Annotated in this window: 22 protein-coding genes and 1 pseudogene; 11 read left to right on the forward strand and 12 right to left on the reverse strand. The window is 69.7% G+C overall.

The window, feature by feature from the left end:
- Window positions 1-140: 140 nt before the first annotated feature.
- From ACVHNB_RS19565 to ACVHNB_RS19575, 3 genes are all read right to left on the reverse strand, one after another.
- Window positions 141-2,168 carry an acyltransferase family protein gene (locus tag ACVHNB_RS19565; protein ID WP_456228759.1) on the reverse strand — a complete coding sequence of 676 codons (2,028 nt, stop codon included), beginning with the start codon at window positions 2,166-2,168 and terminating at the stop codon, window positions 141-143.
- A 269-nt stretch (window positions 2,169-2,437) separates the two neighbouring features.
- Window positions 2,438-2,797, reverse strand: a complete 360-nt coding sequence (locus ACVHNB_RS19570; protein WP_456228760.1) for a hypothetical protein — start codon at window positions 2,795-2,797, stop codon at window positions 2,438-2,440.
- Window positions 2,798-3,100: 303 nt separating this feature from the next.
- Window positions 3,101-4,213: a mandelate racemase/muconate lactonizing enzyme family protein gene (locus ACVHNB_RS19575; RefSeq protein WP_456228761.1), complete on the reverse strand. Its 1,113-nt coding sequence runs from the start codon at window positions 4,211-4,213 to the stop codon at window positions 3,101-3,103.
- A gap of 162 nt (window positions 4,214-4,375) precedes the next feature.
- Between ACVHNB_RS19575 and ACVHNB_RS19580 the strand changes: the two genes are divergently transcribed.
- Together ACVHNB_RS19580 and ACVHNB_RS19585 are read left to right on the forward strand one after the other, a co-directional pair.
- Window positions 4,376-5,233 carry an IclR family transcriptional regulator gene (locus ACVHNB_RS19580; protein ID WP_428949833.1) on the forward strand — a complete coding sequence of 286 codons (858 nt, stop codon included), beginning with the start codon at window positions 4,376-4,378 and terminating at the stop codon, window positions 5,231-5,233.
- Between the two features lie 124 nt (window positions 5,234-5,357).
- Window positions 5,358-6,758, forward strand: coding sequence for an MFS transporter (locus ACVHNB_RS19585; RefSeq protein WP_456228762.1), 1,401 nt, complete (start codon window positions 5,358-5,360; stop codon window positions 6,756-6,758).
- A 154-nt stretch (window positions 6,759-6,912) separates the two neighbouring features.
- Here the strand turns inward: ACVHNB_RS19585 and ACVHNB_RS19590 are convergent, their stop codons facing one another.
- On the reverse strand, window positions 6,913-7,551 hold the full coding sequence (locus ACVHNB_RS19590; RefSeq protein ID WP_428949831.1) for a LysE family translocator: 639 nt from the start codon (window positions 7,549-7,551) through the stop codon (window positions 6,913-6,915).
- A gap of 493 nt (window positions 7,552-8,044) precedes the next feature.
- On the opposite strand from ACVHNB_RS19590, the gene ACVHNB_RS19595 reads away from it, so the two are divergent.
- Complete coding sequence (locus ACVHNB_RS19595; RefSeq protein WP_456228763.1) at window positions 8,045-8,776, forward strand: GAF domain-containing protein; 732 nt, start codon at window positions 8,045-8,047, stop codon at window positions 8,774-8,776.
- A gap of 151 nt (window positions 8,777-8,927) precedes the next feature.
- On the opposite strand, the gene ACVHNB_RS19600 is transcribed toward ACVHNB_RS19595, so the two are convergent.
- Complete coding sequence (locus ACVHNB_RS19600; protein ID WP_428949830.1) at window positions 8,928-9,479, reverse strand: TetR/AcrR family transcriptional regulator; 552 nt, start codon at window positions 9,477-9,479, stop codon at window positions 8,928-8,930.
- A gap of 114 nt (window positions 9,480-9,593) precedes the next feature.
- Between ACVHNB_RS19600 and ACVHNB_RS19605 the strand changes: the two genes are divergently transcribed.
- Both ACVHNB_RS19605 and ACVHNB_RS19610 read left to right on the forward strand, forming a co-directional pair.
- On the forward strand, window positions 9,594-10,643 hold the full coding sequence (locus ACVHNB_RS19605) for an aldo/keto reductase (RefSeq protein WP_456228764.1): 1,050 nt from the start codon (window positions 9,594-9,596) through the stop codon (window positions 10,641-10,643).
- An 84-nt stretch (window positions 10,644-10,727) separates the two neighbouring features.
- Window positions 10,728-10,895, forward strand: a complete 168-nt coding sequence (locus tag ACVHNB_RS19610) for a VOC family protein (protein ID WP_456228765.1) — start codon at window positions 10,728-10,730, stop codon at window positions 10,893-10,895.
- A gap of 30 nt (window positions 10,896-10,925) precedes the next feature.
- On the opposite strand, the gene ACVHNB_RS19615 is transcribed toward ACVHNB_RS19610, so the two are convergent.
- Together ACVHNB_RS19615 and ACVHNB_RS19620 are read right to left on the reverse strand one after the other, a co-directional pair.
- Window positions 10,926-11,246, reverse strand: coding sequence for a cupin domain-containing protein (locus ACVHNB_RS19615; RefSeq protein WP_428949828.1), 321 nt, complete (start codon window positions 11,244-11,246; stop codon window positions 10,926-10,928).
- 113 nt (window positions 11,247-11,359) lie between these two features.
- Window positions 11,360-12,307 carry a LysR family transcriptional regulator gene (locus tag ACVHNB_RS19620; RefSeq protein ID WP_428949827.1) on the reverse strand — a complete coding sequence of 316 codons (948 nt, stop codon included), beginning with the start codon at window positions 12,305-12,307 and terminating at the stop codon, window positions 11,360-11,362.
- Between the two features lie 159 nt (window positions 12,308-12,466).
- Here ACVHNB_RS19620 and ACVHNB_RS19625 point away from each other — a divergent pair, with 159 nt between their 5' ends.
- The gene (locus ACVHNB_RS19625) at window positions 12,467-13,321 is read left to right on the forward strand and encodes an EamA family transporter (RefSeq protein WP_456228766.1); all 855 of its coding nucleotides are present in this window, start codon (window positions 12,467-12,469) and stop codon (window positions 13,319-13,321) included.
- A 232-nt stretch (window positions 13,322-13,553) separates the two neighbouring features.
- On the opposite strand, the gene ACVHNB_RS19630 is transcribed toward ACVHNB_RS19625, so the two are convergent.
- The 3 genes from ACVHNB_RS19630 to ACVHNB_RS19640 form a co-directional block, all read right to left on the reverse strand.
- Window positions 13,554-13,862 carry a hypothetical protein gene (locus tag ACVHNB_RS19630; RefSeq protein ID WP_456228767.1) on the reverse strand — a complete coding sequence of 103 codons (309 nt, stop codon included), beginning with the start codon at window positions 13,860-13,862 and terminating at the stop codon, window positions 13,554-13,556.
- Window positions 13,863-14,154: 292 nt separating this feature from the next.
- Window positions 14,155-15,108, reverse strand: coding sequence for a YihY/virulence factor BrkB family protein (locus ACVHNB_RS19635; RefSeq protein ID WP_428949824.1), 954 nt, complete (start codon window positions 15,106-15,108; stop codon window positions 14,155-14,157).
- 809 nt (window positions 15,109-15,917) lie between these two features.
- Window positions 15,918-16,667, reverse strand: a complete 750-nt coding sequence (locus ACVHNB_RS19640) for a helix-turn-helix domain-containing protein (protein WP_428949823.1) — start codon at window positions 16,665-16,667, stop codon at window positions 15,918-15,920.
- A 266-nt stretch (window positions 16,668-16,933) separates the two neighbouring features.
- On the opposite strand from ACVHNB_RS19640, the gene ACVHNB_RS19645 reads away from it, so the two are divergent.
- Window positions 16,934-17,602, forward strand: coding sequence for a DUF4097 family beta strand repeat-containing protein (locus ACVHNB_RS19645; RefSeq protein WP_428949822.1), 669 nt, complete (start codon window positions 16,934-16,936; stop codon window positions 17,600-17,602).
- A gap of 869 nt (window positions 17,603-18,471) precedes the next feature.
- Window positions 18,472-18,780, forward strand: coding sequence for a hypothetical protein (locus ACVHNB_RS19650; RefSeq protein ID WP_428949821.1), 309 nt, complete (start codon window positions 18,472-18,474; stop codon window positions 18,778-18,780).
- Between the two features lie 990 nt (window positions 18,781-19,770).
- Here the strand turns inward: ACVHNB_RS19650 and ACVHNB_RS19655 are convergent.
- Both ACVHNB_RS19655 and ACVHNB_RS19660 read right to left on the reverse strand, forming a co-directional pair.
- Window positions 19,771-20,790 (reverse strand): DNA-directed RNA polymerase subunit alpha, encoded by a 1,020-nt coding sequence (locus ACVHNB_RS19655; protein ID WP_456228768.1) that lies wholly within the window; start codon window positions 20,788-20,790, stop codon window positions 19,771-19,773.
- Window positions 20,791-21,043: 253 nt separating this feature from the next.
- Window positions 21,044-21,520: pseudogene (locus tag ACVHNB_RS19660) on the reverse strand (hypothetical protein); the annotation flags it as partial.
- 937 nt (window positions 21,521-22,457) lie between these two features.
- Here ACVHNB_RS19660 and ACVHNB_RS19665 point away from each other — a divergent pair.
- The 3 genes from ACVHNB_RS19665 to ACVHNB_RS19675 all read left to right on the forward strand — a co-directional run bounded on the left by ACVHNB_RS19665 (window position 22,458) and on the right by ACVHNB_RS19675 (window position 24,667).
- Entirely contained in the window at window positions 22,458-22,871 is a 414-nt protein-coding gene (locus ACVHNB_RS19665) for a rodlin (RefSeq protein WP_456228769.1), read from the forward strand.
- A 384-nt stretch (window positions 22,872-23,255) separates the two neighbouring features.
- Window positions 23,256-23,690, forward strand: coding sequence for a MerR family transcriptional regulator (locus tag ACVHNB_RS19670; RefSeq protein WP_428949819.1), 435 nt, complete (start codon window positions 23,256-23,258; stop codon window positions 23,688-23,690).
- Window positions 23,690-24,667 carry an NAD-dependent epimerase/dehydratase family protein gene (locus tag ACVHNB_RS19675; protein ID WP_456228770.1) on the forward strand — a complete coding sequence of 326 codons (978 nt, stop codon included), beginning with the start codon at window positions 23,690-23,692 and terminating at the stop codon, window positions 24,665-24,667. The genes ACVHNB_RS19670 and ACVHNB_RS19675 overlap by 1 nt, the downstream gene beginning before the upstream one ends.
- Window positions 24,668-24,672 lie beyond the last annotated feature (5 nt).

Raw genomic sequence — 24,672 nt, forward strand, 5'->3', positions numbered from 1 at the left:
CAGTCTCACGCATCCCACCCGCCCCCAGCGTTCATCGCGTCATCGTAGGAAGAACAAGCTCCGGGCAGAAGGCCCGCGCTCTGTAGGGCGCTGAACGGGGAGCACGCCTGGTCGACCAGGCCTGAGGGAGTACCGGGGGATCACGGCATTCCGAACCGCCGGGTGAGCTCGGCGCCGAGGACCGGGGACAGAGCCCGCGCGTAGGCCTCCGCCATGTGGCCGTCGTCGCGGTACACGAGTGTGTCGGCCACCAGCACCGGACACACCCGGGGCGCGCACAGCCATCGGCCCGGATCGACGGCCGAGGCCCCGGTCGACGCCGCAGCCGCCCGTACCGCGGCGGCCTTGTGAGGGTCCTTCACCGCACGGCCGGGCGCGGCAGCGCACCGCCCCAGACGCAGCGAATACGTCGCCGCGCAGTCCACCGCGTCCGACACAGGCCAGGGCGTGTCGAGGAGCGCCACCACCCGTGCCCCGCTCGCCCGGATCGACCGGTACGTCCGCTCGAAGCCCGACGTCCACTGCCGCACCGCGCCCTCGGCGCCCGGGCGCGCGGCATCGCCCGCCTCCGACGAGGAGGCGATCACCAGGTCGGGCCGCAGGTCCGCGATCCGCGCCAGGACCTTCGAGCGCCACGTGTCGCACGCGGTGTACGGTGCGCCCGCGCTGACGATCGTGACGTCGGCGACCTTGCACGAGGCCTTCGTCCAGGAGACGAGCCGCCAGTGGCGCTCGCGCGCGAGGCGTTCGAGAGCCGGGAACCACTGGGCGGCGTGCGAGTCACCGAAGAGCACCACCGTGGTGTCCGACGCAGGGTCTCCGTACACGCACGGCGGCACGTCGACCGAGGCCGGGCCGACGTGGCAGCCGTCCCGGTACACCGCCGAACGACCCGCCTTGATCTCGGTGAGGCCGGGCGAGAGATTGCCGGGGACGACGTCGTTGGGCGCGGCGAGCAACCGGGCCAGGCGTGCCTGCGGGTCCGGTGCCCGGTCGAGGGCCGCGGCCAGACCCGGCGCCGGACGACCGGAGCCGATCGCGGGCGGAAAGAGCGCCGCGACGAGCGCGAGCGTCACGATCCCCGCCGTCGAACCGGCGCCCAGGCCCAGCGCCCTGCGCGGCCGGTCCCGGAACACGGCGCCGAACCGTATCGGGTTCTCCACGAGCCGAAGCGTCAGCCAGGCCGGCACCAGGGCGAACACGCACACCGCCAACCGGGCCGGTACGCCGGCCGCCGGGCGGTCCAGGGCGACGGGAAGAATCACGAGCAGCGGCCAGTGCCACAAGTACCAGCCGTAGGAGAGTCCGCCGATGCCGGTCAACAGCCGCTGTCGCAGGACGAGTTCGCCGCCGAACCGGCTCGGTACGCAGCCGCCCGCCAGCACGAGCACCGTGCCCGAGACGGGCACGAGCGCCGCGTACCCGGGAAACGGAGTCGCGTTGTCGAACGTGAGTGCTGCTCCGACGACGGCCGCCAGGCCCGCCCAGGAAAGCGTTCCGGCGAGCAGCGGCGGCATGGCCCGCAGACGGTGGGCACAGAGGGCGAGGAGCGCCCCGGCAGCCAGCTCCCACCCCCGCGTGTGCGAACCGAAGTAGGCCCAGGACGGAGATACCCGCGTCGTACGGAGGCTGAGGAAGAACGACAGTGCGAGGAGGACGGCAGCGGTCGCGGCCGGCGCCGCGACCGTTCGCCAGGACGTTCGTCCTGCCCGTCGGTGCCGGCCTACGACCAGATACGCGGCAGCCAGAAGCAGCGGCCACACCACGTAGAACTGCTCCTCGACGGCCAGCGACCAGAAGTGCTGGAAGGGCGACGGAGGGTCGGCCGCCTGCAGATAGTCCGTGCCGGACGCGGCGAGCCGGATGTTGACCGCGTACAGGCCGCTCGCGATCGCGTCGCCCGCGTACTGCGCGAAGCGCACCTTCGAGAGGAAGAGATACGCCCCTCCCAGCGTCACGACCGAGACCAGGGTGGAGGCAGGCAGCAGGCGCAGGGCCCGTCGGGCGTAGAAACGGGACAGGGAGATGCGGCCGGTGCGCTCCAGCTCGCGGGAGAGCAGGGACGTGATCAGGAAGCCGGAAATGACGAAGAAGACGTCGACGCCCAGGTAACCGCCGCTGAACTGCCGCACCCCGGCGTGCGACAGCACGACGAGCGTGACGGCCACGGTACGCAGCCCTTGAATGTCCGGGCGCCTGCCGTCGGCCACACCTGGCGGGCGCCCCGCCGCTCGCGGCCTCGGCGGACGTCGTCCGGACAGCGGCGGTGCTTGGGTCATGGTGCTTCGTCTTCCTCACGGATGCATGGGTGCATTCGTGGGACGGACGTGACAGTTGAACAGTTGCGCCCCGGCGAGGGAGTTCCGCGTGTCTCCGATCCCTTGTGACCTGGGGCTCATCCCGTGGTCGACCCGTGTTCACACATGACGGTGGAAACCTAGGCCGGGAAGCCGCTCAGCTGCGCGAGCACACGGGCGAGCGCGCCGGCTTCGGGATCGGGAGCGGGGCAGACGGCGCCCTCGGGGGCGATGGTCCCCAGGACCGCGCCGTCGGCGTGCACCACGACCGTGCAGGGCGGCGTCAGCAGCCGGGCACGGTGGATGACGGTGGCTGAGTCCGGAGCGAACCGGGCACTGAGGTCGGCGACGAGGACGTCGGGCAGCAGGGTCTGGGCACGGGCGAGCGCGAGCGCGCTGTCGTGGGTGGAGGAGACCACGCGGGCCTCCGCCACACCTTCGATATGCGCGATGAGGTCGGCCGCCTGGTCGGGGGCGGCCAGCACGAGCACGGTCAGCATCCCTCCATGATCACCGCAAGCCGCGGGGACCGTGTGATGGCGGCGCCGGGCGCGTGTCGTCAACTGAGCGGCAGGGGGAGGGGCTACTGCGTGGCTGTCGAGAGCGGCGACGAATCGGCACCCTCCACATCGACATCCCTCACCTCGCTTCACCGAAGCACCCGCCATGACCCGCGATGACCCGCGTCGCACGAGGGCCGAAGGCGAGACCTCCCGTTGCGGCCGGCCGCGCCGGACAACTCCTTTTGCCCGGCGCGGCGGGCGGGCGCCGAGTGCGCCTCGCCGCCTCGGGGACCGGTCGGTTCAGCCGATCCGCCAGCGTCGTACCGCGTCCTCGTCGAGGTCCACGCCCAGCCCCGGAGCGTCCGGCACGACGACGCAGCCGTCCGCCTCGATGCGTACCGGGTCGGTGAGCATGAAGTCGCGGCGCTCGGGCGTCCAGCCGGGCGGGTCGAAGGGGAACTCGAAGTAGGGGCCACCGCCGACTCCGGCCGCGGCGTGCACGTTGGCGAGGACGCCGATGCCGTTGGTCCAGCTGTGCGGCGTGAAGTGGCGGTGCTTGAGCTGGGCCACCTCGGCGAGTGTGCGCGCCCGGTGCATGCCGATCGCGAGGACGACGTCCATCTGGTAGATGTCCAGCGCGTCCTCCTCGAGGAAACGCAGCAGCTCGGTGGTGGAGTGGTGCATCTCTCCGGCCGCGATCCGCACGGTGGGGTTGGCGGCACGCAGTCGCTTGAACCCGTCGAGATCGGCGTACGGCAGCGGCTCCTCCACCCAGAACACGCCGAGTTCGGCGAGTTCGGCGACGATCGTCTGGGTGCGGACGAGATCGGTGGCGGGGGCGGTGTCCCCGGCCATGCGCCACGACTGGTTGAGGTCGACCATGATCTCGAAGTCGTCACCGAGCCGCTCCCGGACCGCCCGTACGGCGGCGATGCCCTCGCGGACCCGGTTCCGGTCGATACGGATCTTCATCGCGCGAAAGCCGATCTCACGGGCGAGCAGCGCCGTGTCGACACGGTCGTTCGGCGACTTCAGCTCGCCCGAGGACGCGTACGCGGGAAGCCGCTTCGTGGCGTTGCCGAACAGCTCGGCCACGGGGCGGTCGTGCACCTTGCCGATGATGTCCCACAGCGCGACCTCCAGAGGCCAGTAGTGGCCGCCGTGGAAGTTGGCCGTCTCGATGGCGCGCACGTGACGGGTGATGTCCAGCGGATCGGTCCCGACGAAGAGGTGACGGAACGCGTCGAACCCGTCCATGGTGTCGCCCGAGCCGATGCCCGTGATTCCTTCGTCGGTGTGCACCCGAACGACGGTCGCGTCGAAGTGCCGGCGCGGCTCCGGGTCCCAGGCCGCGCGAAACGGAGGCTCCAGTTCCAGCCGTAGGCGGTCGAGGGTAATGTCAGTGATCTTCATGAAGGAATCTCCCAGGGACGTGCGACGGCCCCGGCGGCAGAGGCGGGGCCCACGTCCGTCAACGTAAGGACGGCCGGACGCGGCGGGCAACGAATCGCGGGGGATCGCAATACGGGTTGCACTGCCGGCAACCCCGCGCAGCGGCGACACGGAGGACCTGGCGTGACGCGGAACCCGGACACCCCCGACCTGCCGGGCACGACCACTCCCGCGAGCCCCGCCGGGGACCGGCGGCAAGGACTCAACCGAGATCTGCGCCTGCTCGACGCGCTCGCCCTGCACGAGGCGGAGCGCGGCAGAGGGCTCGGCGTCGTCGAGCTCGCCCAGCGCACCGGACGCGAGAAGAGCCAGGTCTCGCGCGCGCTCAAGGCACTCGCCGAGGAGGGAGTCGTGGAGCGCGACCCCGACACCCTGGAGTACCGCCTCGGCTGGCGCCTGTTCTCGATGGTGGCCCGCACGGCGGAGAGCCGGCTGCTCCGGATCGCCGAGCCGGTCATGCGGCGCCTGGCCGCACAGCTCGAGGAGACCTGTCACCTGTGCGTCCTGCGGGACAGCGAAGTCCTCACCGTGCTGTCCGTCTCCGCGCATTCCTACCGCGCGCACGGCTGGGAGGGGCGCGGCGTGCCGGCCGCGCGCACCTCGGCGGGACGGGTGCTGCTCCTCGACGCGACCCCGGACGAGCTGTACGTACGCCTCGGCATGGGCGACCTGTCGGGTGGCTTCGACGGTTCGCTCGTGCATTCCGTGCAGGAGTTGTGGCAGCGCATCCAGGAGGCCCGCGCCCGCGGGTACGCCGAGGTGCGGGAGGAGTTCGAATCGGGCCTCGTCGGCGTCTCGGCGCCGATCCGCGACTTCCGCGGCCGGGTGGTCGCCGCGTTCAACGTCGGTGCGCCCGAGGAGCGCCTGGGCGGGTCGCTGGAGGAGGCCGGACGGATCACGGTCCGGGCGGCGGCCCGGGTATCGGCCGCCCTCGGCTGGGAACCGCGCCGACGTCCGACACCGACCGACCGGTTGCTCTGAGCGCAACGCACATTGCGGTCTTCCCGGATTCCTTGTTCCCGTGCTCCCCGGCTTCCTACAGTCCCTCCACCAGCAGCGCAGGGCCGGTTCGCCCCGCTGACCAGCACATGAGGGCGAGGCACGCGTGACCACGATCCATCCCGGCGCCAGGCCCACGGCTGTCCACGAAGGACACCGGCGCCAGTACCGGCGCGTGTTCCTGTTCGTGTTCACCGTCGCGATGTGCGGCAAGCTCATCGACGGCTACGTCCAGGCTGTGGGGCCCGGACTGGCCATGGCGACACGCCAGTTGGACATGTCGGCACTGTGGCAGGGACTGGTCGGAGCAGGCGCGCTCATCGGCTGCTTCGTCGGAGGTCCACTGTTCGGCTGGCTCACCGATCGCTACGGACGCAAACCGCTCGTGGTGTTCACGATGGCCGCCTATCTGGTGGGCTGCCTGGCCCAGTTGTGGGTCACCACCGCCGGACAGCTCTTCGCCGTGCGGTTGTTCATCGGCATGATCATCGGAGCCGAGTACGTCGTGACGTCCCCGATGGTCGCGGAGTTCGCCCCGGCCAGGCGACGCGGCACGCTCCTGGCCTCCCTGCAGTTCGGCTGGTACGTCGGCTTCATCGTCGCGTACGTCGTCGGGTACCTGGTCGCGGAGTCGGCACCGGACGCCTGGCGGTGGCCGTTCGCCGGAGCGGCCGTGCTGGCGGCGCTCGGCCTGTGCCTGGCGCTGCGGGTGCCCGAGTCACCGGCCTGGCTGGCCGGGAGGGGCCGCCGGGCGGAGGCCGAGCGGCTGGTGGCGCGGCGGATCGGGCCCGCCTACGATCTCGACGCCTTCGCCCCGAAGTCCGCGGAGTCCGGCACCTCGTCACGGCAGGGCGCGGGATGGGCGCTGCTGCTGGGGCGTGAGTACCGCAAGCGCACCGTCTTCGTCTGCGTGTTCTGGGCATGCAGCGTGCTGCCGTACTTCGCGATCGGCACGTTCGCGCCCCAGGTGCTCTCCGCGCTGGGCCTGGGCAACGGCCTCGCCGCGTCGGTGGCGACCAGCGTCCTCGCGGTCGTCGGCTCGGCGATCGGAGTCGTTCTCGTCGACCGCACGGGCCGGCGTCCGCTGGTGCTGTGGACGTTCTGGATCAGCGCCGTGGCCCTGGCGGTGATCGGGCTGTGGAGCGGGGCTCCGGTCGCGGTCGTCGTGATCTGTTTCCTCGTCTTCTCCTTCTTCAACGCCGCACAAGGTGTTCTGCCGGGCGTCTACCCGAAGGAACTCTTCCCGGCGCAGGTGCGGGCGGGCGCCAGCGGCATCGGCACGGCCGTCAGCCGGGCCGCATCCGCGGCTGGTACGTTCCTGCTTCCCCTGGCCATGGACCGGTTCGGCGTCTCGGCGACGATCCTGCTGGCCGCGGCCGTCCTGGTGTGCGGCGCCGCGGTCTCGCACGTCCCCGCGCCCGAGACCCGCGGCGCCTCCCTGGCCGGTGCCAGCACCAGTGCCACGAGCTCCCCAGCAGACGGGCGAGACGGTCGGCCGAAGGGCTGATGCTTGTGCTGGTAGATCTCGTCGGTGTCGGTGTCGGTGTCGGTGTCGGTGTCGGTGGGGGTGGGGGTGGGGGTGGGGGTGGGTGTGTCGGTGTGAGTGTGAGTGCGTTCGTGCCAGTGCAGTGCCAGTACACCGTGCCGAGCCGCTCGGATCGTTAGTCGCTGAGTGCCAGCCTGATGCCGAATGCGCCGATGACGGTGCCGTTGATCCGGTCGAGCAGACGGCGCGCGTTGGGCTTGCGGAGCCAGCCGTGCAGGACGCGAGCGAAGCCGATGAGGACGGCAGACCAGAGCAGACCTATGAGGATGTGCACCGTGGTGAGGAGGAGGCCCATGGTGAAGTGGTCTGTCCCTGAGGGGATGAACTGCGGCAGGACAGCGACGTAGAAGGCACCCATCTTCGGGTTCAGGAGGTTGGTGAGTGTTCCCTGCCGCCAGCCCGCGCTGAGCGAGTCAGCGCCGACGGCCAGAAGTGGTGCGACCGTCTCTGGACCGGGCAGCGCCCGGAACGTGTCCCGGAGCATGCGGGCCGCCATCCAGATCAGGTAGGCGGCGCCGATCCAGCGCAACGCGGTGTAGGCGAGATGGGAGGCCGTGAGGAGCGCCGTCACTCCGAGGAAGGTGAACGCACCCCACACCAGGGTGCCGGTCTGGATTCCAAGGACGACGCCCAAGGCCCTCCCGCGCCTGCCAAGGGCCGAGGTGCGCAGTATCAGCGCGGTGTCGAGTCCGGGAGTCAGAGTGAGAAGCCCTACAACTAGGGCGAAGGAGCACAGCGCGGAACTTATTGCCATGGAAGGCCAGGGTATCTCTCCAGATCACCTGCCTTTCGAGCGAGGTCCGGTAGCGCGCGCTGTTCCGCTCCTGCTCCGAGGAGACAGGCTCCTGGTGCCCGAAGGTCTGGCGCTGTGCGTCTGACTGACGCCCCGTGGGGACAGAAGCAGGCGTCGGGGGCACGCGACGCCGCGCCACCAGGGTGGCGATAAGATCGGCGACGAGTGCTTGGGAAGCAGGCACGGCCGCACACAGGCAGCCACCGGACGGAAGCGCAAGCGCACCTTCGTCCGGCCGTCAGTGCTACGCGGTTGTCCCCTGTATCCGCCGCACTCTTCGGAGGCCGCCGTGACGCACGGCCATGCCCAGCCGGCACGTCCCCTCGCCCCCATTCCGCTCCTCCCTGCGCTGCGCAGGGAAGCGTGGACGAGCGAGGAAGGACTGCGGTCCGAAGCCACAGAACTTCGGGAGCTCGTCGCCAGCGTCCACAAACAAGGTCGCGCCAGGGCCCAAGTGTCCTTCGCTCTGGGCAGGCTGGTCGAGCGCTACAGCCTCAGCAACGAAGAGGACGCCTTCGCGTTGCTGCGCACTGTCTCGCAACGCAGCAACATCAAAGTTCATGAACTGGCTGCCGCTCTCGCACAGACCACGCCACCACACGACAAGGACGAAGACTGGTTCCCCGGGCGGGTGCGAAGACCCTCCCCGCCCTTGCGGGCCCTGGGACGCAAGCAGGTCGATGCCCGGAGCCAGAGTTCGGTCCTGTCCGCGGTGCTGAACCGAGTGCTGGACGTGACCGGCGGAGAAGCGGGCAACGTGCAGGTACGGCAAGGCAGAACGCTGCGCATGGTGCAGCATGAAGGCCACCCGCAGATCTTCACGGACTACTTTGCTTTTGTGGACGACGGCACTCCGTGCTCCAGAGCCGCCAAGTCGGCCCGCCAGGTCACCGTCCCCGATATTGCCCGCAGCACCGGCTTCGACGAGGCGAGCAAGCAGATCCTGTTGGACGCGGGCAGCCGCGCCTGCCACAGCGTCCCCCTGATCGCGCGTCGGGGCGGCATGGTGCTCGGCGTGGTGTCCAGCCACCACCGCGAGCCCCTGACCGGCCTGCGCCAGGAACAGCTTTTGCAGTTGCAGCAGTTGCAGCGCGTGGCGGGTACCTGGCTGGACTGGTACCAGCGCACCGTCGTCCTGGACGCCCTCGAAGCCCTGCACCAGGCTGCGCGCGAGGCGGGTGCCTGAAGGCGCCGGCCAGCGGGCAGGTGCGGAGACAGCGTGGCGAGCTGCTGAGAGGGCTAGCAGCGGAACGCAGCCGCACTCAGGGCCTGATGACCTCGGCTCAGGCCGCCGTGCGGTCAAGGGAGGATGCCGCTCGTTGCACGGCCACTCTGCCTCAGGGACGGAAGCCCTTGATCGCGAGGTCCATCAGACGCTGGACCTGGGCGGCGCCGTCCGGCGTGTCCGGGGTACGCCACAGGCAGCTCATGAGCATGACGACATCGACGGGATCAATGCCGGGGCGAATCTCCCCGGCCCGCTCGCATGCGTCGAGGAGCTGGCCGACGGCGGCGCTGACGGGAGGCCAAGAGGCGCTGACGACTTCTTGCGCCGCCGCGGAGTTCAGCGCTTCGCCCAGTCCGTGCTTGATGCGTACGTAGCCCGTGAGGTCGGTGAACCAGCGCCGCAGTGCGTCCAGCGGGTCCAGGGAGGCCAGGATGTCCGGCACCGACGCCACCAGGCGGCCGATGTCGTGGCGGTAGACCTCGAGGATCAGCGCTTCGCGGGTCGGGAAGTGGCGGTAGAGCGTCCCGGGTCCCACGCCGGCCCGCTTGGCGATGGAGTTCAGCGAGGCGTCGGGGTTTTCGGCGAGTGCGTCGTGGGCGACCTGAAGGATCGCCTCCCGGTTCTTGAGTGCGTCGGAGCGCTGCAGTGACGTGCCGGCCATAGGTCCTCCTTCGGGTCGCGGCGATCGGGTCCGGTTGCTAAGCGGAGAACTCTCCGTTAACGTCGAAAGTGAACCGGAGACCTCTCCGCTCGTTCCCATCATAGGAGCTTCCGCATGCGTTACATCAAGCTGGGCCGCACCGGCCTGGACGTGTCACCGGTCGCCATCGGCGCCATGACCTACGGCGAACCCGACCGCGGGCACCCCGTCTGGTCCCTCGACGAGGAGTCCAGCCGTCCCCTGATCAAGCACGCCCTCGAGGCGGGCATCAACTTCTTCGACACCGCGAACATGTACTCCTACGGCTCCAGCGAAGAGATCCTGGGCCGCGCCCTGAAGGACTACGCGAACCGCGACGACGTCGTCATCACCACCAAAGTCCGCCACACCATGCGGCCGGGCCGCCCCAACGGCGGCGGGCTGTCCCGCAAGGCGATCATGGCCGAGATCGACGCCAGCCTGCGCCGCCTGGGTACTGACTACGTCGACGTGTACATGATTCACCGGTTCGACAACGGGACGCCGCTGGAGGAGACCCTGGAGGCGCTGAACGACGTGGTGAAGGCCGGCAAGGCCCGCTACCTCGGCGCCTCCTCCATGCACGCCTGGCAGTTCGCGAAGGCCCTCCACCTGCAGGAGCGGCACGGCTGGGCCCGCTTCGTCACCATGCAGAACCACTACAACCTGCTCGCCCGTGAAGAGGAACGCGAGATGCTGCCGCTCTGTGCCGACGAGGGCGTCGCCACCATGGTGTGGAGTCCGCTGGCCCGAGGCCGGCTCGCCCGCCCCTTCGACCAGGCCAACACGGGCGAACGCGCCGCCACCGACGGTGCCTTCGCCGACATGCTCTACAAGGCCACCGCCGACAGTGACCGCCTCATCATCGACGAGGTAGGCGGCATCGCCGACGCCCACGGCGTGTCCCGCGCCCAGGTCGCCCTCGCCTGGCTGCGCCGCAACCCCGTCGTCGCGGCCCCCCTCGTCGGCGCCCGCACCATCGAGCAGATCAACGACGCCGTCGCTTCCCTCGACCTCGAACTCACCGACGACGAGGCCCGCCGCCTGGAGATCCCGTACACCCCCCGCTACGACTTCCAGGGCGTCTCCGACGAACGCGAACTCGAGCGCATCAAGGCCGGCATCCCTGGCTACGCCAACGTCTGACATCCCCACGTGCGACGGCGGATGGCGGGCGGCAGGGCGCGACGGCGTAGCTGTCTGTCGCATGCGCCTACGCCGCTTCGCTCCATGAGCCGAGGTATCCCCAAGACCGAACCTTTAGGCCGTCTGGGCTCCGTAGCCCTGGACTGCGATGGCCCGAGAGCGCTCGCGGAATTCTGGGCGGCCATTCTGGGCGGCGAGATCACCACCGAGCTGACGCCTTCTGCGGAGTCACCCGCGCTCATCCCGGCCTAGAGGGATCGAACGCCTGAGGAGCAGAGTGCCTCAAGAAGCGGCAGGTGCCACGACGTGCTTCGCGGGTTCCTTGAGTTCGATTTCGACGAAGGCCAGAAAGGAGTCGCCTGCGTTGACGACTTCGTGCTCGGCGCCTGCGGGACGTGCGTAGGACTCGCCCGCCTTCAGTTCCGATACGGCTTCTGCCCCGCCGAGGGTGAGGATCTTGGTCGTGCCATCGGTGATCGGCACCACGATGTAGTCGTGCTCGTGCACGTGCGGGCCTGTGCTGGTTCCGGGCTCGAAATCCCAGCGGGTGACGCGTACGCGTTCACTGTCTTGCTGCACCGTGGCTCGGGCTGTGGTGGTCATCACGATTCCTTCTTTCTGGTGTGCCGTGCTTGTCGCGAGCCAAGGAAGCCGCTGGCTGGTGAGCGCGGGCCGGAGTGCCTGACGTCGCCTCCCGCACAGGCTAGCCATGTTGATCACGGCAGCTGACGGGGCTCCTCGCTGGTCGGGACTGCGGGCCGACCGGTGTGTTGCCCGGTCGTGGACCGTCTGACGAGGAGGTCGGTGACCAGGGCGAGGGCAGGCCAGTCCAGGCGGCCGTGGCGGGCGACGGCGTAGGCACGCAGTTCGACGTCTGGGCCGGTGAGTGGAAGGAGTCGCACGGCGGGGAACGTTGCGGTCCCGACCGGGAGGAGGCCCACGCCGAGTCCGGCGGTGATCATGCCCTGCACGAGGTCGAGGCTGTCGGCCTGATGGGTGATGCGCGGGGTGAAGCCTGCCATAGACGCAAGGGTGCGGATGACGGTCTCGTCCGCGGTGTTGCGCGAGTTCACGATCCAGTCCTGCCCGGCGAACTGGGTGAAGACCTCCAGCGCTGTCCCCTCTCGAGTGTCGGCCTGTGCTGGGACGCCCAGGCCCCAGCGCGCGGTCCACAGGGCGGTGGCGGACACCTCGGGGTCCTCGGTCGCGGGTGCCAGGTTGTAGTCGTAGGTCAACGCCAGATCTGTCGCGTCCTCGGTCAGGAGCTGCAGTGCCTCGGCGGGTTCGTGTTCGCGGATCAGGACACGGAGGCGGGGATGGCTCGTGGCCAGGGCCGTGACGATGGGCAGAACGTGCGCACGGATCGCGGTGGCGAAGCCCGCGACGCGCAACGTGCCATTGGGCTCAGCTCCTGGGGTGAGGTCGTGGCGCGCCGTCTCCACGGCGGCGAGGATCGTCACCGCGTGCTCGGCCAGCCGGCGGCCCGCGGGCGTCAGCCGGACCAGGCGCCCGTGCGGTTCCGTCAATGCGGTGCCCATGTCGTCCGCCAGGGCGGCGAGCTGCTGCGAGATCGTCGAGGTGGTCGTGCGCAGGGTGTCGGCCACCGCGCGCATGGACCCCAGACGGGACAGCTCCACCAGCATGCGCAGTCGGCGAGTCTCCATCCCGGCATTGTCCAGGATCGGCGAACGGATCGTCCATAATTAGCACGTGGACACGAATGGTCCGGACGCCGTGTACTCGGATCCATGAGCTTGTCGAAACACCGCGCAGGTCCACGCCTGCCCACACCTGCCACTGGGGCCCTGATGGCCGTGGCTTCCATGTCCACCATTCAGCTCGGGCTGGCGCTGTCGGTCCCGCTGGTCGATCAGCTCGGAGCCCTGGGCACGACAGGGCTCCGTCTGGCGTGGGCCGGTGTCCTCCTGCTGGTGCTGGTGCGGCCCCGCCTGCGCGACTTCACCGGCCGCGACCTGGTGGCATGCACCACGCTGGGCGCGGTCAGCGCGGGCATGATGGTCTTCTTCATGCTCGCCGTGACCCGCCTGCCGCTGGGCACGGCCAGCGCACTGGAATTCCTCGGCCCGCTCGCCGTATCCCTCTACGGCCCAGGTCGTGGCCGGACACGCTGGACAGCCATGGCGGCTATCGGCGTCCTGGCACTGACCGAACCCTGGCACGGTGGCATCGACGCGGCCGGCGCCGGCTTCGCATTGGCCGCCGCAGCCTGCTGGGCTGCCTACATCCTGCTGACCCAACGCGTGGGCGACTCCGTGACCGGCCTCAACGGACTGGCCATCTCCATGCCCGTCGCCGGCCTCATCGGCCTCCTTGCCGCGGCACCGTCCGACCTGGCACACGTCACCTGGAAGCTGCTCGGAGCCATGCTGGGACTGGCCGCTCTGAGCGCCGTACTGCCCTTCATCCTCGAATTCCTCGCCCTGCGCCGCCTCAGGACCTCCGCCTTCGGCACCCTGATGAGCCTGGAACCAGCCATCGCACTCCTCGCAGGCCTGCTGGTGCTCGGTCAGATACCCGGCCTCGCGCCCGCAGTCGGTGTCGCCTTCGTCGTGATCGCCGGCATCGGCGCCACCCGCACCGGTGCCCGCCCTGCAACGCCGCCTCCCGAACGCATCGAGGCACAGGCATCCACCAAGGTGAGCTCGTGGTCGAGCTGAACCGCCAGACCGGACCGCCGAGACAGGCCTCACACCGACACCGACACCGACACCGCCATCGACCGCGTCGCCGGACGCTTGGTCAGCAGCCGCTGCGTCGGAGCTCGCGGGCAGGCCTTGGCTACGGGCGTCGCATCAGAGTCACTTCGCAGTGCGGGCCCGTCCCTCATCAGCCCGCGCTCGCTCCTGTGCCCGGGCCCTGAAGTGAGCCCGTCACCCCTGGGCGAGGCACTCAGCCAGCTGCCCGATACACCCCTCGCCGATGTCTGACCCGCACCTCGGCCAGGTCAAAATCCGTATCGCCGCCGATCCGGTCGCCATCGATGGCTCGAGCGGCTGCGGGATCACCTGCGATGAAGTCGACCATCACAGACTCGGCAGGCACCTGAGACGACAGCGCCACCAACTGTGCCACCAAGCGGCGGGCCTCGCCGATCGTGCGCGCACCGGTGTGATCAAGGCCGACAGGCATGCCGTGAATCCGTACCTCGAACCCCAGCCCCTGTCCCTTGCTGCTCATGACCGTTGCCTCGACCCGCATTGCATCTCCTCAGCCTCATCTGCCCAGGTGTTGAGAGCTCCTCATACCCCTCATCGCTCTCATAACCTGCTCGGCTCCACCGGAACGGATCCGGAACGGATAGCGTCCCGCTCGACGCGCCTCCGGTGCTGACGGAGCGAGCCCCGGCGAGCGCCAGACTTCGGGGTGAACCGATCGAACAGCGAGCAGTCGTGTGTGGAGTCCGGTGCCGTGCTGCTGCATGCCCCGCTGTTGGCGCGTTCGCCTGCAGCGCACGTGGCCTCTTCCACACACGCTGCGCAGCCGCGTCCGGTCAGACCCCAGGATCGGGAGTGGTGGGACCTGGGCGCAGGGCCCGGGCGGCCTCGAGCTGTGCCGCGAACGACAAGCCCAGGAAGAGGGCGATGGAGGTCAGATAGGCCCACAGAAGAAGGGACATGAAGGCACTCAGGGGCCCGTAGACGGTGTCGAAAGAGCCGCTGACCGAGAGATACAGACTCAGCGCCCACGTCAGCAGGGACCACAGCACCAGATACACGGCAGCTCCGAATGCCAGCCAGGTGTAGCCGGGTTGCCGACGACGTGGCGAGCGCCTGAAGACGGTACTCGCCGAAACGAGTGCCAACGCCAGACCGAGTGGCCACCGCAGGATGTCCCAGGCGGTATTGGCCCCGTCGCCGAGACCGTAGACGGACACCGCCGCCGCTCCCAGATCGCGGCCGGCCACCATCATGACGAAGCCGAGCCCGAGTGGGAGTCCGGCGCTCACCGCCATGACGAGCCCACGGGTGTACTTCTTGAGGAACGGACGGTCGCGCTCATTGCCGTATATGCGGTTGGCGCCGCGCTCGATCTGGCACATCGCAGTGGTCACGTTGGAAAGAGAGAACGCAAGAGCCAGCCAGAGGGCAACCTGGGTGCCCTCGCCGGCGGTTCGTCGGCTTCTGTTCAGAGCCTCGTCCACCACTGCGGCACTCGGCCCTCGCGCGATTCGGTGAATGGTCATCTCCGCGAACCGGCCGATGGACTCGGTGTGCAGCGTCGTCGACAGACCGACGAACACGATGGCGAGAGGTATCAGAGCCAGCACGGTCTGCAGAGCAAGGGCCCGGGCATGGCTGAACCCATCCGCGTAACGGAAGCGGACAAAGGAGTCACGCAGCAGCTTCTGACCTCCGTAGCGGCGAATCGCTGCGTACGCCTCGTCGCCGGACAGCTCGTCGCCCATCATGTCCCGGGTCTCCGGGACCTTGGTCGCCGTCCCCATCTAGAACGCCTGATCCACGGTGGTGGCACGGCCTGCGGCGGTGCGGGCCGCCGACGTCTTCTGCGAGCTGCCCGATGGCACGGTCTGCTCCTTACGCCCTGAGGTCGCGCCCCTTGTGGCTGACCTACGCACCCTCTGCCCCCGGACGCCGCAGCCAATCGGGCCCGTCCCGTCAACTGCGCACCCCTGACGTGCGGATACCCATCCGCTCTTGTGTCGCGGAACGGTGGTCCGATTGATCTTCTCCTTGGTTCTCAGGTCCGGTCCGAGTGTGACGGCCAGTGTGCTGACGTAAGGGTCGTACGGCTGGAATCGCTCAACGGGGCCAGCGTCTTGAGCGGCTCGTGAGCGGCTCAACACCCGATCGTGCGGTCACCGCCGCCAAGGTATTGCCGCACATGATTCCTACGGGGGGAATGTGGAGTTAATTGCGCATTGCGGGCATACGAGGATCCAGTCAGAGATCCAGTCCGACTCCGATGAGCAGGAGGGTGATCCAGATGGCCTCGCGAAATCCGGACGACAGTTGGTGGGTACGCGTGTTCGCCGCCAAGTGGGTCGGGAAGAGACCGCAGTCCCCGGCGCGGCCCATTCGGATTCCGCACCCCCAGGGCAGAGCGCTGAACATTCCGTCGCAGAGGACCCAACCACCGTTCTGACACCGGATGACCTGTCGCGGGTACAGGCCCCTGCGGGTGCAGGGGCCTGTACCCGCCCCCGGCTGAACCTCCTACGATCGCCCGCAATGCAGGCCCGTGGGGGCAAGTCAGGCGTCCAGCTCGCAAGTCGACACCGCGGACCGCGCTAGGTCACTTGGTGTCGGTATCGGGATCGGTATCGGTGTTGGTGGTGGGTTGGGTGTGGAGGATGTCGCGGGCTTGGTTGGCGGCGCGGGTGATGCTTTCGGAGACGAAGTCGAGGAAGCGGGCGGTGTTTTCGAGGCGGGTGGCGGCGGGGGTGCCGGGGCCGAGGACGGGGAGGCCTTGGCGGGCGGTGTCGGCGAGGTGGGTGGTGGAGCGGGCGCTGGCGATCATGGATTGGTACATGACGTCGTTGTCGACGACGTAGCGTTCGCGACGGTTTTCGTCGCGTTCGCGGCGGATGAGGCCCTGGTTGTCGAGGAAGGTGATGGCTTTGGAGATGGAGGCGGGGCTGACCTGGAGGCGTTCGGCGAGTTCGGCGGCGGTGAGGCTGCCGGAGTCGGTGGTGAAGAGGCTGGCCAGGACGCGGGACATCATGGTGGGGGCGCCGGAGGCGGCGATGACGGCGGTGAAGGTTTCCTCGTAGGCGCGGACGGCGTCGGGGTCGCGTCCGTAGGGCTGGGGTGAGGTTCTGGGGTCGCGGGGAGTGGCTTTCCTGCGGCGATGGGCCCGGTGTTCGGTGGCGCGGTGGGCGGTGTCGGCGCGGTAGGCGGTGGGGCCGCCGTTGCGCATGACTTCGCGGGTGATGGTGGAGGTCGGGCGGTCCAGACGGCGGGCGATCTCGGCGTAGGCGAGGCCATCGGCGAGTCCCCGGGCGATCTCCTGACGTTCGGACTGGGTGAGTCGGCCTCCCGGCATCGCACTCTCCTTCATGGTCTGGGGTGGCCCGGTGGTGGCTGGCGGGGGCGACTATAGCGTTCACTCTCATTTCATTGCAACAACTGTGCCTATAATTCGTTGCGTTATCTGCGAGGTCATTGCATCAAATTCCACTGCTCTAGCTGCGATGATGAGTTTCGCATGCAACAAGTGCATTGCCGATGTTGTGAACGCAACGTAGCGTTTCCCTTGTTGGAAACGGCGGGCTGCACGGGGTTCGCCGCCTATGGGCAAGGGAGAGCACGATGCAGAAGTTCACCACCGCCGCCCCGGTCGCCGCCGTTGTGGACATCCCGGCGGGGCGTATCCAGGTGATCGCGGCCGACCGCACCGACGCCACGGTCGAGGTCCGGCCCGCCAACCCCGGTAAGTCCCGTGACGTGAAGGCCGCCGAACAGACCGAGGTCGCCTGCGCCGACGGTGTGGTGCGGATCAAGGCCCCGCAGGCGACCAATCGGTTCCTGGGTAACTCCGGATCCGTCGAAGTCACTGTTCAGGTGCCGGTCGGTTCGCGGATCGAGGCGAAGGCGGCGGCCGCCGAGTTCCGTGGTGTGGGGCGCCTGGGTGAGGTGGTCTTCGAGGGTGGCTACGGTCAAGTGAAGCTGGACGAGGCGGACCGGGTCCGCCTGGGCGGCCTGGATGCCACGATCACGGTCGGCCGACTGCACGCCGGGGGTGAGATCAGTAACCAGCGGGGCGATGTGAGCGTCAGCGAGGCCGTGTCCGGGCAGCTCATCCTGAGCACCCAGCAGGGCGACATCACCGTCATTGCCGCCCCCGGAGTCTCCGCTTCCCTCGATGCCGGCACCAGCTACGGCCGTATCGACAACGCGCTGAAGAACACCGGCGAAACGCCCGCTCTGACCGTCAAGGCGACCGTCATGCAGGGCGACATCACCGCCCGCAGCCTCTAAGGCCGACCACGCGCAGCCTGTGGAAGGAGCCCTTGTTCGCGCCCCGACACGGCTGTTGCGGCGAACGAGTTGGGCAAGTCCGGTGGCTGCAAGAGCGTCCTGGACGGCATCGGCCTGCGCATCCCGGCCGGTGCGGCCTTCGTGCCGCGTGGCCCGAACGGCGCCGGGAGGGACGTCACGGTGCGGATGGTGGGCTGCGTACATCGGGTACCGGGCGCGGGCGCGGCGGCGGCCGGGTGTGGCATGCGGTGGTGTCGCAGGGGCGCATCGAGTGGCACCTCAACCTCAACTTTAGGGTGAGGGTGAGGCCGGGGTCGGGCTGGAGGACGAGCCGTGCGTCGGGAGTGGATGGCAGAGCGGATGGTGGCGACGTCGTGCGGTTTGCCTGGTGTACTGCGGCGCCGGCGGGCCGTGCTTGAGCCTGCTTGCTGTGCCGGGGTGCCGGCCGGACGGGCCGTGGGGCGCCCGGTGCTGCTGCGGTCTGAGTGAGGTTTGGTGGGGCAGCGTCGTCCGGGGTGCGCCGTGAGGCAGGGCGGGGTGGGCGTGCTGAGCGTTGGAGGGGCGAACGAGGCGGTGTTGGAGCGTGGGTAGTCACCTGGAGTCGGGGTCGGCCGTTTTGGTGCCCTGCCGGGGTTCGGGAGCGAGGAGTGGGCTGGGCCGAAGCACTTGCGGCGATGAGGGGGTCTCGCGTCCGGGGAGGCAGAGGTGCTGCGTTTCCCGGGGTGCGCGGGCACGCTGAAGGGGCCGGTTGTGTGGGCGAGTTGCCAGCCCCTGTTCGTGTCGCTGGTCTGTCCGCGAGACTGGACCGACTGCAGTCCCAGCGGACGGCCGAGGCGGTCGTCGGCACCCGCGCCTCATGGAGGATCGACATGCTGTTCGCAGCCGAGAAGGGTGACATCGACACCATCATCGGGGGCATCGCTCCCGACTGGGGGCCGTTCGGCTCGCTGGGCGCGGAGGCCAAGACCATGATTCAGGTGGTCATGGCGGTGGCTATTCTGCTCTGTCTCGCGCTGGCCATCTGGGGTGCGGCAAAGCAGCGCATCGGTGCCACGGCGTTGCGTGACACGTTCAGTGCCGAGCAGGGCAAGGGGCTCATCGTCGCGGGCCTGACCGGGGTGTTCATCATCGGTTCGCTCGGCACCTTGTTCACCATCGTGTACGGCATGGCGGTGTAGGTCTTTACCGGGGCTGTGTGCGCCGCCCCGGGCCGGATCTCGACCGCCCGCGCCTGGCCGGTCCGGTGCGGGCATGCAAGGTGCTCCTTCGCCGGTCGTCTTCGGCCCCGCCGTTCGGGCGAGGGGCTGCGGCCGGGTGACGGCGGGCACGGATGTGCCAGGTGCTCATCGTGGTTGGTGAGGGCCGGAGGAGTGCAGGTATGGCGGTGCCCGGGGCTGAAGGGGCGGGTGCGGGACCTGAGGAGGGGGTGAGGTCCCGCACCCGCCGTGCGCACCGGCCCGACGGGTTCTGCCCTGACCGTCGAAGCCCTGCGGTGCGGCGCGGGCTGGTTCACGGGCGGGTCCGAAGGGCGCCAGCGTCGTCTGCGGGCCCGCGTTGCCCGGTTCAACGAGCGGTGCGCAGAAACGATGCGTCCCCTTCTCGTCGACCGTAGGCCCGGCAGTGGTGTTGACCGCGCCGTGGTGGGCCTGTCTCGCCCTCGGGGCGCGGCCACGTTTTCCAGGAGCGTTGTGGCAGTGGCTGGCGTGGGTCCCCGGCCGCTGTCTGTGTACGGCTGGTTCGGCATGCCAGTTCGTGACCTGCCCGCCTGGTACAGGAAGTCTGTCTGTGAAGGCCATGGCCCCACAGCGGCCGTTCCCCGGCGGGGCGATACACCGGTCCGGTGCCGCCCGGCGTGTTGGCCCGCCATCCCGCTAGGGCCGCCTGTGGAGGGTCGTCTGGCGCCCCCGGCCTGCTGTCCGGCGGGCACCTGCCGGAATTAGCCCTTCGCTTCCGTGCCCCGCTCCGGTGCAGCGCCGGAGCACGGAGAGCCGTGAACCTCCACGGAGACGCCCACCCCGCCTCTGACAACTCAAGCCCGGGCCGAGATGGAGGTCCGGTATGGTCGCGGCCCGGACTGCGTCGCCGGGTTGTTCTGGCGGGTGCAGTCCGGGCCGTGGTCCGCTGGCCGGTATCGGCGTTGGGCGGGGGTTCTGTGGTGGGTGTGGTGGTTAGTACTGTTCGGTTTCGATGAAGCCAGTGTCGGTGTCGTCGGCGCCGAAGGCGTCGGCGGCGGTGGTGGGGTCGAAGCCGGGCGGGCTGTTCTTGAGGGCGAGGTCCATGCCGGCGAGTTTGGCCTTGATCTCGTCGATGGACTTGGCACCGAAGTTGCGGATGTCGAGCAGGTCGGCCTCGGAACGGGCCACGAGCTCACCCACGGAGTGGATGCCCTCGCGCTTGAGGCAGTTGTACGACCGAACGGTGAGCTCGAGGTCCTCGATCGGCAGGGCCAGGTCGGCGGCGAGGGCGGTGTCGGTGGGGGAGGGGCCCATGTCGATGCCCTCGGCGTCGATGTTCAGCTCGCGGGCCAGGCCGAACAGTTCGACCAGGGTCTTGCCGGCCGATGCCATGGCGTCACGGGGGCGCATGGCCTGCTTGGTCTCGACGTCGACGATCAGCTTGTCGAAGTCGGTGCGCTGCTCGACGCGGGTGGCCTCGACCTTGTAGGTGACCTTGAGGACCGGGGAGTAGATGGAGTCGACCGGGATGCGTCCGATCTCCTGGCCGGCCTGCTTGTTCTGGACGGCGGAGACGTAGCCGCGGCCGCGTTCGACGGTCAGCTCCATCTCCAGTTTGCCCTTGCCGTTGAGGGTGGCGAGGACGATGTCGGGGTTGTGGACCTCGACGCCGGCCGGGGGTGCGATGTCGGCGGCGGTGACCAGACCCGGGCCCTGCTTGCGCAGGTACATCACGACGGGCTCGTCGTGCTCGGAGGAGACGACCAGCTGTTTGATGTTGAGGATGAGGTCGGTGACGTCTTCCTTGACGCCCGGCACGGTGGTGAACTCGTGCAGCACGCCGTCGATCCGGATGGAGGTGACGGCCGCGCCCGGGATCGAGGACAGGAGGGTGCGGCGGAGCGAGTTGCCGAGGGTGTAGCCGAAGCCGGGTTCGAGGGGTTCGATCAGGAACCGGGAGCGGAACTCGTCGACGACCTCTTCGGTCAGCGAGGGACGCTGAGCGATCAGCATGAAGTAGTGCCTTTCCTGCGGGGGCGCCCGCTATTTGACGCCGTGGACAGGGTGAAGGTTAACCGGCGGGAACCGTCTCACCTGTCCCGCCATGCCTCTGCCGCCCCACGAAACCCGGCAGTGTCCCTGGACGGTGCCCCGGCGTGGGCGGCGGGCACCGCCAGGCCCGCACCGGGCAGCGGCCCCGCGGATACCGGAGATCACTTCGCTGCTGGTGGAGCGCCCGGGAGAACGCCAGGCCCTCCCCGGTCGGCGCCGTGGGGGCCGGCCGGGCGGTGACCGCGGTGACCACGGTGGGTGCGATCTGCGGGCGTTCGCGGCCGAAGACGACGAGGCGTAGCACCGCGAACCGCGCGGCGCCGGCCAGTGCGGAGGCGGTCAGGTAGACGGCCTGCTCGAGGATGGCGCCGGGCGTCGCCACGAGCAGGTGCAGCACGAGCATCGCTACGGAGGTCACCGCGTATGCGGCTGCCGCGGAGCCGGCCGACTGCACGTGCTGGCTGCGCGTCGCGTGCCCGCCCGCGCCGAAGGTGAAGCGGGCGTGCAGCTCGGTGGCCAAGAGCGTGGATGCCGCGGTGATCACGGCGTTCGCCGCGCCCCAGGGGATCCAGGAGGCGAGACCGGTCACGGCGAAGCTGGAGGCGAGTCCCACGCCGCCGCCGCAGAGGGCGAAGCGGGCGAAGGCGGCGAAGGCGCCGGGTGGCGCCTGCCGGTGATGTGCCGTTTCCATACCCCACCCCTTTACTGCCCCACCCTCAGTCTTTCTGACATGCGAAACGCTACGTTGCATTCATGAGATGGGCAAGGAGATTATTGCGTTGGATCGCTAATGTGCCAGGTGGATGCCGTAAAAGTGTTGCGTTGGACTTGGATCTAACGCAACGCATGTCATTCTGTTGTTGCATTGGACTGGAAGTGAAAGCGCTACGGCCTCGGAACGGGGCCGCGGCCCGGGGCGGCTCGGCGGCACCGCACCCCGCGACCGGTACGGGCCGTGCGCCCCAGTGCCTGCCCCGCCCGGGCTGACCGGTGCGCCCGGTTCCTTGGCGCCCCGCTGCTGTCCTGGTGCAGGGTCACCAGCGCGCCGAAACCAACCGCGCTGCCGTGGCGGACGGTCACGTAGCCAGGTCGTCCTTGCCGTCGCCGACGGCGTCCTTCGAGTAGCGCAGTCCGGCTCCCGGGGCGGACAGGGTGTAGGCGGGGCCGGCTTGTTTCCTCGGGCCGCGTCGACCTGGTTCACGACGACCGCGTCCGGCTCGGTCCCCGCGAGGCCCGCGCCGCTGTCACCGGTGAAGTCGCCTGCTATCGGCCGGCGGCCGGGCGTCAACACGCATCCGCACCCCCGTCAGTTGCCTGATGCCTGCGGATCGCGCGGCGCCAAGCCCGGCCCCGCCCCGGTAGGGAGACACTCCGGCGACTCGCCCGCACGGCCTCCTGCGGCCACCGGGCTCCGCCCGGGGTCATCCGCGCGTCATCAGGGGCGGCACAGCTGCCGTAGCCCTGCACCGTCAACCTAAGCGGCCTGCTGGCGTCATGACGGGCCCCGTCCGAACAACCCCGACGGGTAGGGAACTTGTGCCGATGGAGTGGTTCAGCGCAACCACCGGGCCGGGCTGCCCGTTACTCCGGGCGCAGTGATCCACCTCTGACGATCAAGGAAGTACGTCATGCTGAAGAAGGCCATGGCCTCGGCCGCCCTCGCCACCTCCGTTGTCGGCATCACCGCCGCCACCGCCGGGCAGGCCCTCGCTCTCGGGGACGACCAGGGCACCACCTCGGCCAGCGGCAACGGCGCGCAGCAGGAGGTCGGCAACTCCGTGGCGCAGGGCAGCCTGAGCCCGCAGGCGGGCCTGGTCCAGGGGTCGCTGAACAAGCTGTGCGCCGGCGTGCCCGCCAAGGCCAACGCCGGCTCGCTCGTCGGCCTCCTCGTGCCCGTCGCCGTCCAGGACATCCCCGTCCTGTCCGCCGCGCAGAACCAGCAGTGCGCCGAGAACGCCACGCAGGCCAAGGGGGACGAGCCCGGGTCGCACATCCTCCACGGCATCCCGGTGCTCTCGGCCAACGGCAGCCACAACGGCTGACACGCCCACCCGGGAAACGGCGCTGCGACCGGGCCCGGACGGACCCTCGGCGTGTTCCCTTGAAGAGGAACACGCCGAGGCGCCGGGGGCGGCGCAGCGCCGCCCATGGGTTGAACCAGAAGAACGAGGGACGCGTCCGCCGTCCGCACCGGGGCGCGTGCCGACGGGTACGACGTCCCGACGCGTGGACGCAAGCCCGGCCCCAGGTGCGGCAGGCGCCTCAGTCGTTCTCGGAGCAGGCTCCGAGAACGACTGAGGCGCCTGCTGTTCGACATGACCTGCTGCACTTCCTCGAGGGCAGGCAGAAGCTCCTCCGGCCCGAGCCACAGACCACGCATTCCGCGCATTTGCCTTCAAGCGCTTGAAGTGTGTTCTGCTCCCCGCATGACAGCTTTCTCCATCCAGGACGTCGCCCGGCGCAGCGGGCTGAGCGAGCCGACCCTGCGCTACTACGAGGAGATCGGGCTGATCGGCCCGGTCGACCGGGACGAGCGCAGCGGCCACCGCCGCTACGGCGAGCGGGACCTCGACGAGCTCCAGGCGCTGGCCTGCCTGCGTGCGGTCGGCATGAGCATCGAGGACATGCGCACCTACCAGAGCAACCGCACGCGCGGGCGGTCCGCCGCGGCCGAGCAGCGCGATCTGCTGCTGCGCCACGCCGATCGCGTCGAGACGGAGATCGCCGCTCAGCGGGCCCGGCTCGCCTATCTGCGCCACAAGGCCGCTTTGTGGGACGCCCGCGAACGCGGCGACGCCGGAGCGGAGGCCGAGGCGACACGGCTCTGCCTCGAGGCGGCGCAGCGGCTGGGGGTGGCGTGATGAGCCCGGTTCTGGTCACCGGCGGGTCCGGATACCTCGGCAGCCAGCTGGTCGCCGCCCTGCTGCGCGCGGGCAAGGAGGTGCGCGCGACGGTGCGTTCGATCGGCCGTGCGCAGGAACTGCGGGCGGCACTGCGCCGGGGCGGTGCTGATGACGCGGGTCTTCAGGTCGTCGCCGCCCACCTGATGGCCGACGACGGGTGGGCCGCCGCGCTGGCCGGCTGCGAAGAGGTCCACCACGTGGCTTCCCCGATCCCTGTCGCCCAGCCCGACGACGCGGACGAGTTGATCGTGCCTGCTCGTGAGGGCACGCTGCGGGTGCTGCGCGCGGCCCGCGACGCGGGGGTCCGGCGCACCGTGCTCACCTCGTCGTTCGCCGCGGTCGGCTACACCCCCAAGGTGGGCGCCGAGTTCACCGAGGCCGACTGGACCGACCCCGACACACCGGGCCTGGCCCCCTACCCCCGCTCGAAGGCGATCGCCGAGCGCGCCGCGTGGGACTGGATGCAGCGCGACGGCGGCGACAGCGAACTCGTCGTGGTCAACCCGACCGGCATCTTCGGCCCCACCCTGACGACCGCACTCGGCTCCTCCATGCAGCTGGTCAAGGCGATGCTGGACGGAACGATGAACATCGCACCCCGCGCCCGCTTCGGCATCGTCGATGTCCGTGACGTGGCGGACCTGCATCTGCGCGCGATGGCCGCGCCCCAGGCGGCGGGCCGGCGCTATGTGGCCGTCGCCGACGGCCCGACACTCAGCTTCGTCGAGATGGCCGGCATCCTGCGCGGCCGGCTCGGCTCACTCGCCGCGCGGGCGCCGCAACGCGAGGCTCCCGGCGAGGATCTCCCACGCCCGGTCATCCACAACGACAGGGCCCGCGACGAGCTCGGCTGGCGGCCGCGTCCCGCCGCGACGACGCTCGTGGAGACCGCAGAGTGCCTGCGGGACCTGGGACTTGTGGAGCCGGGGCGGTGACAGCC

This window comes from Streptomyces sp. YJ-C3, from assembly GCF_053891275.1.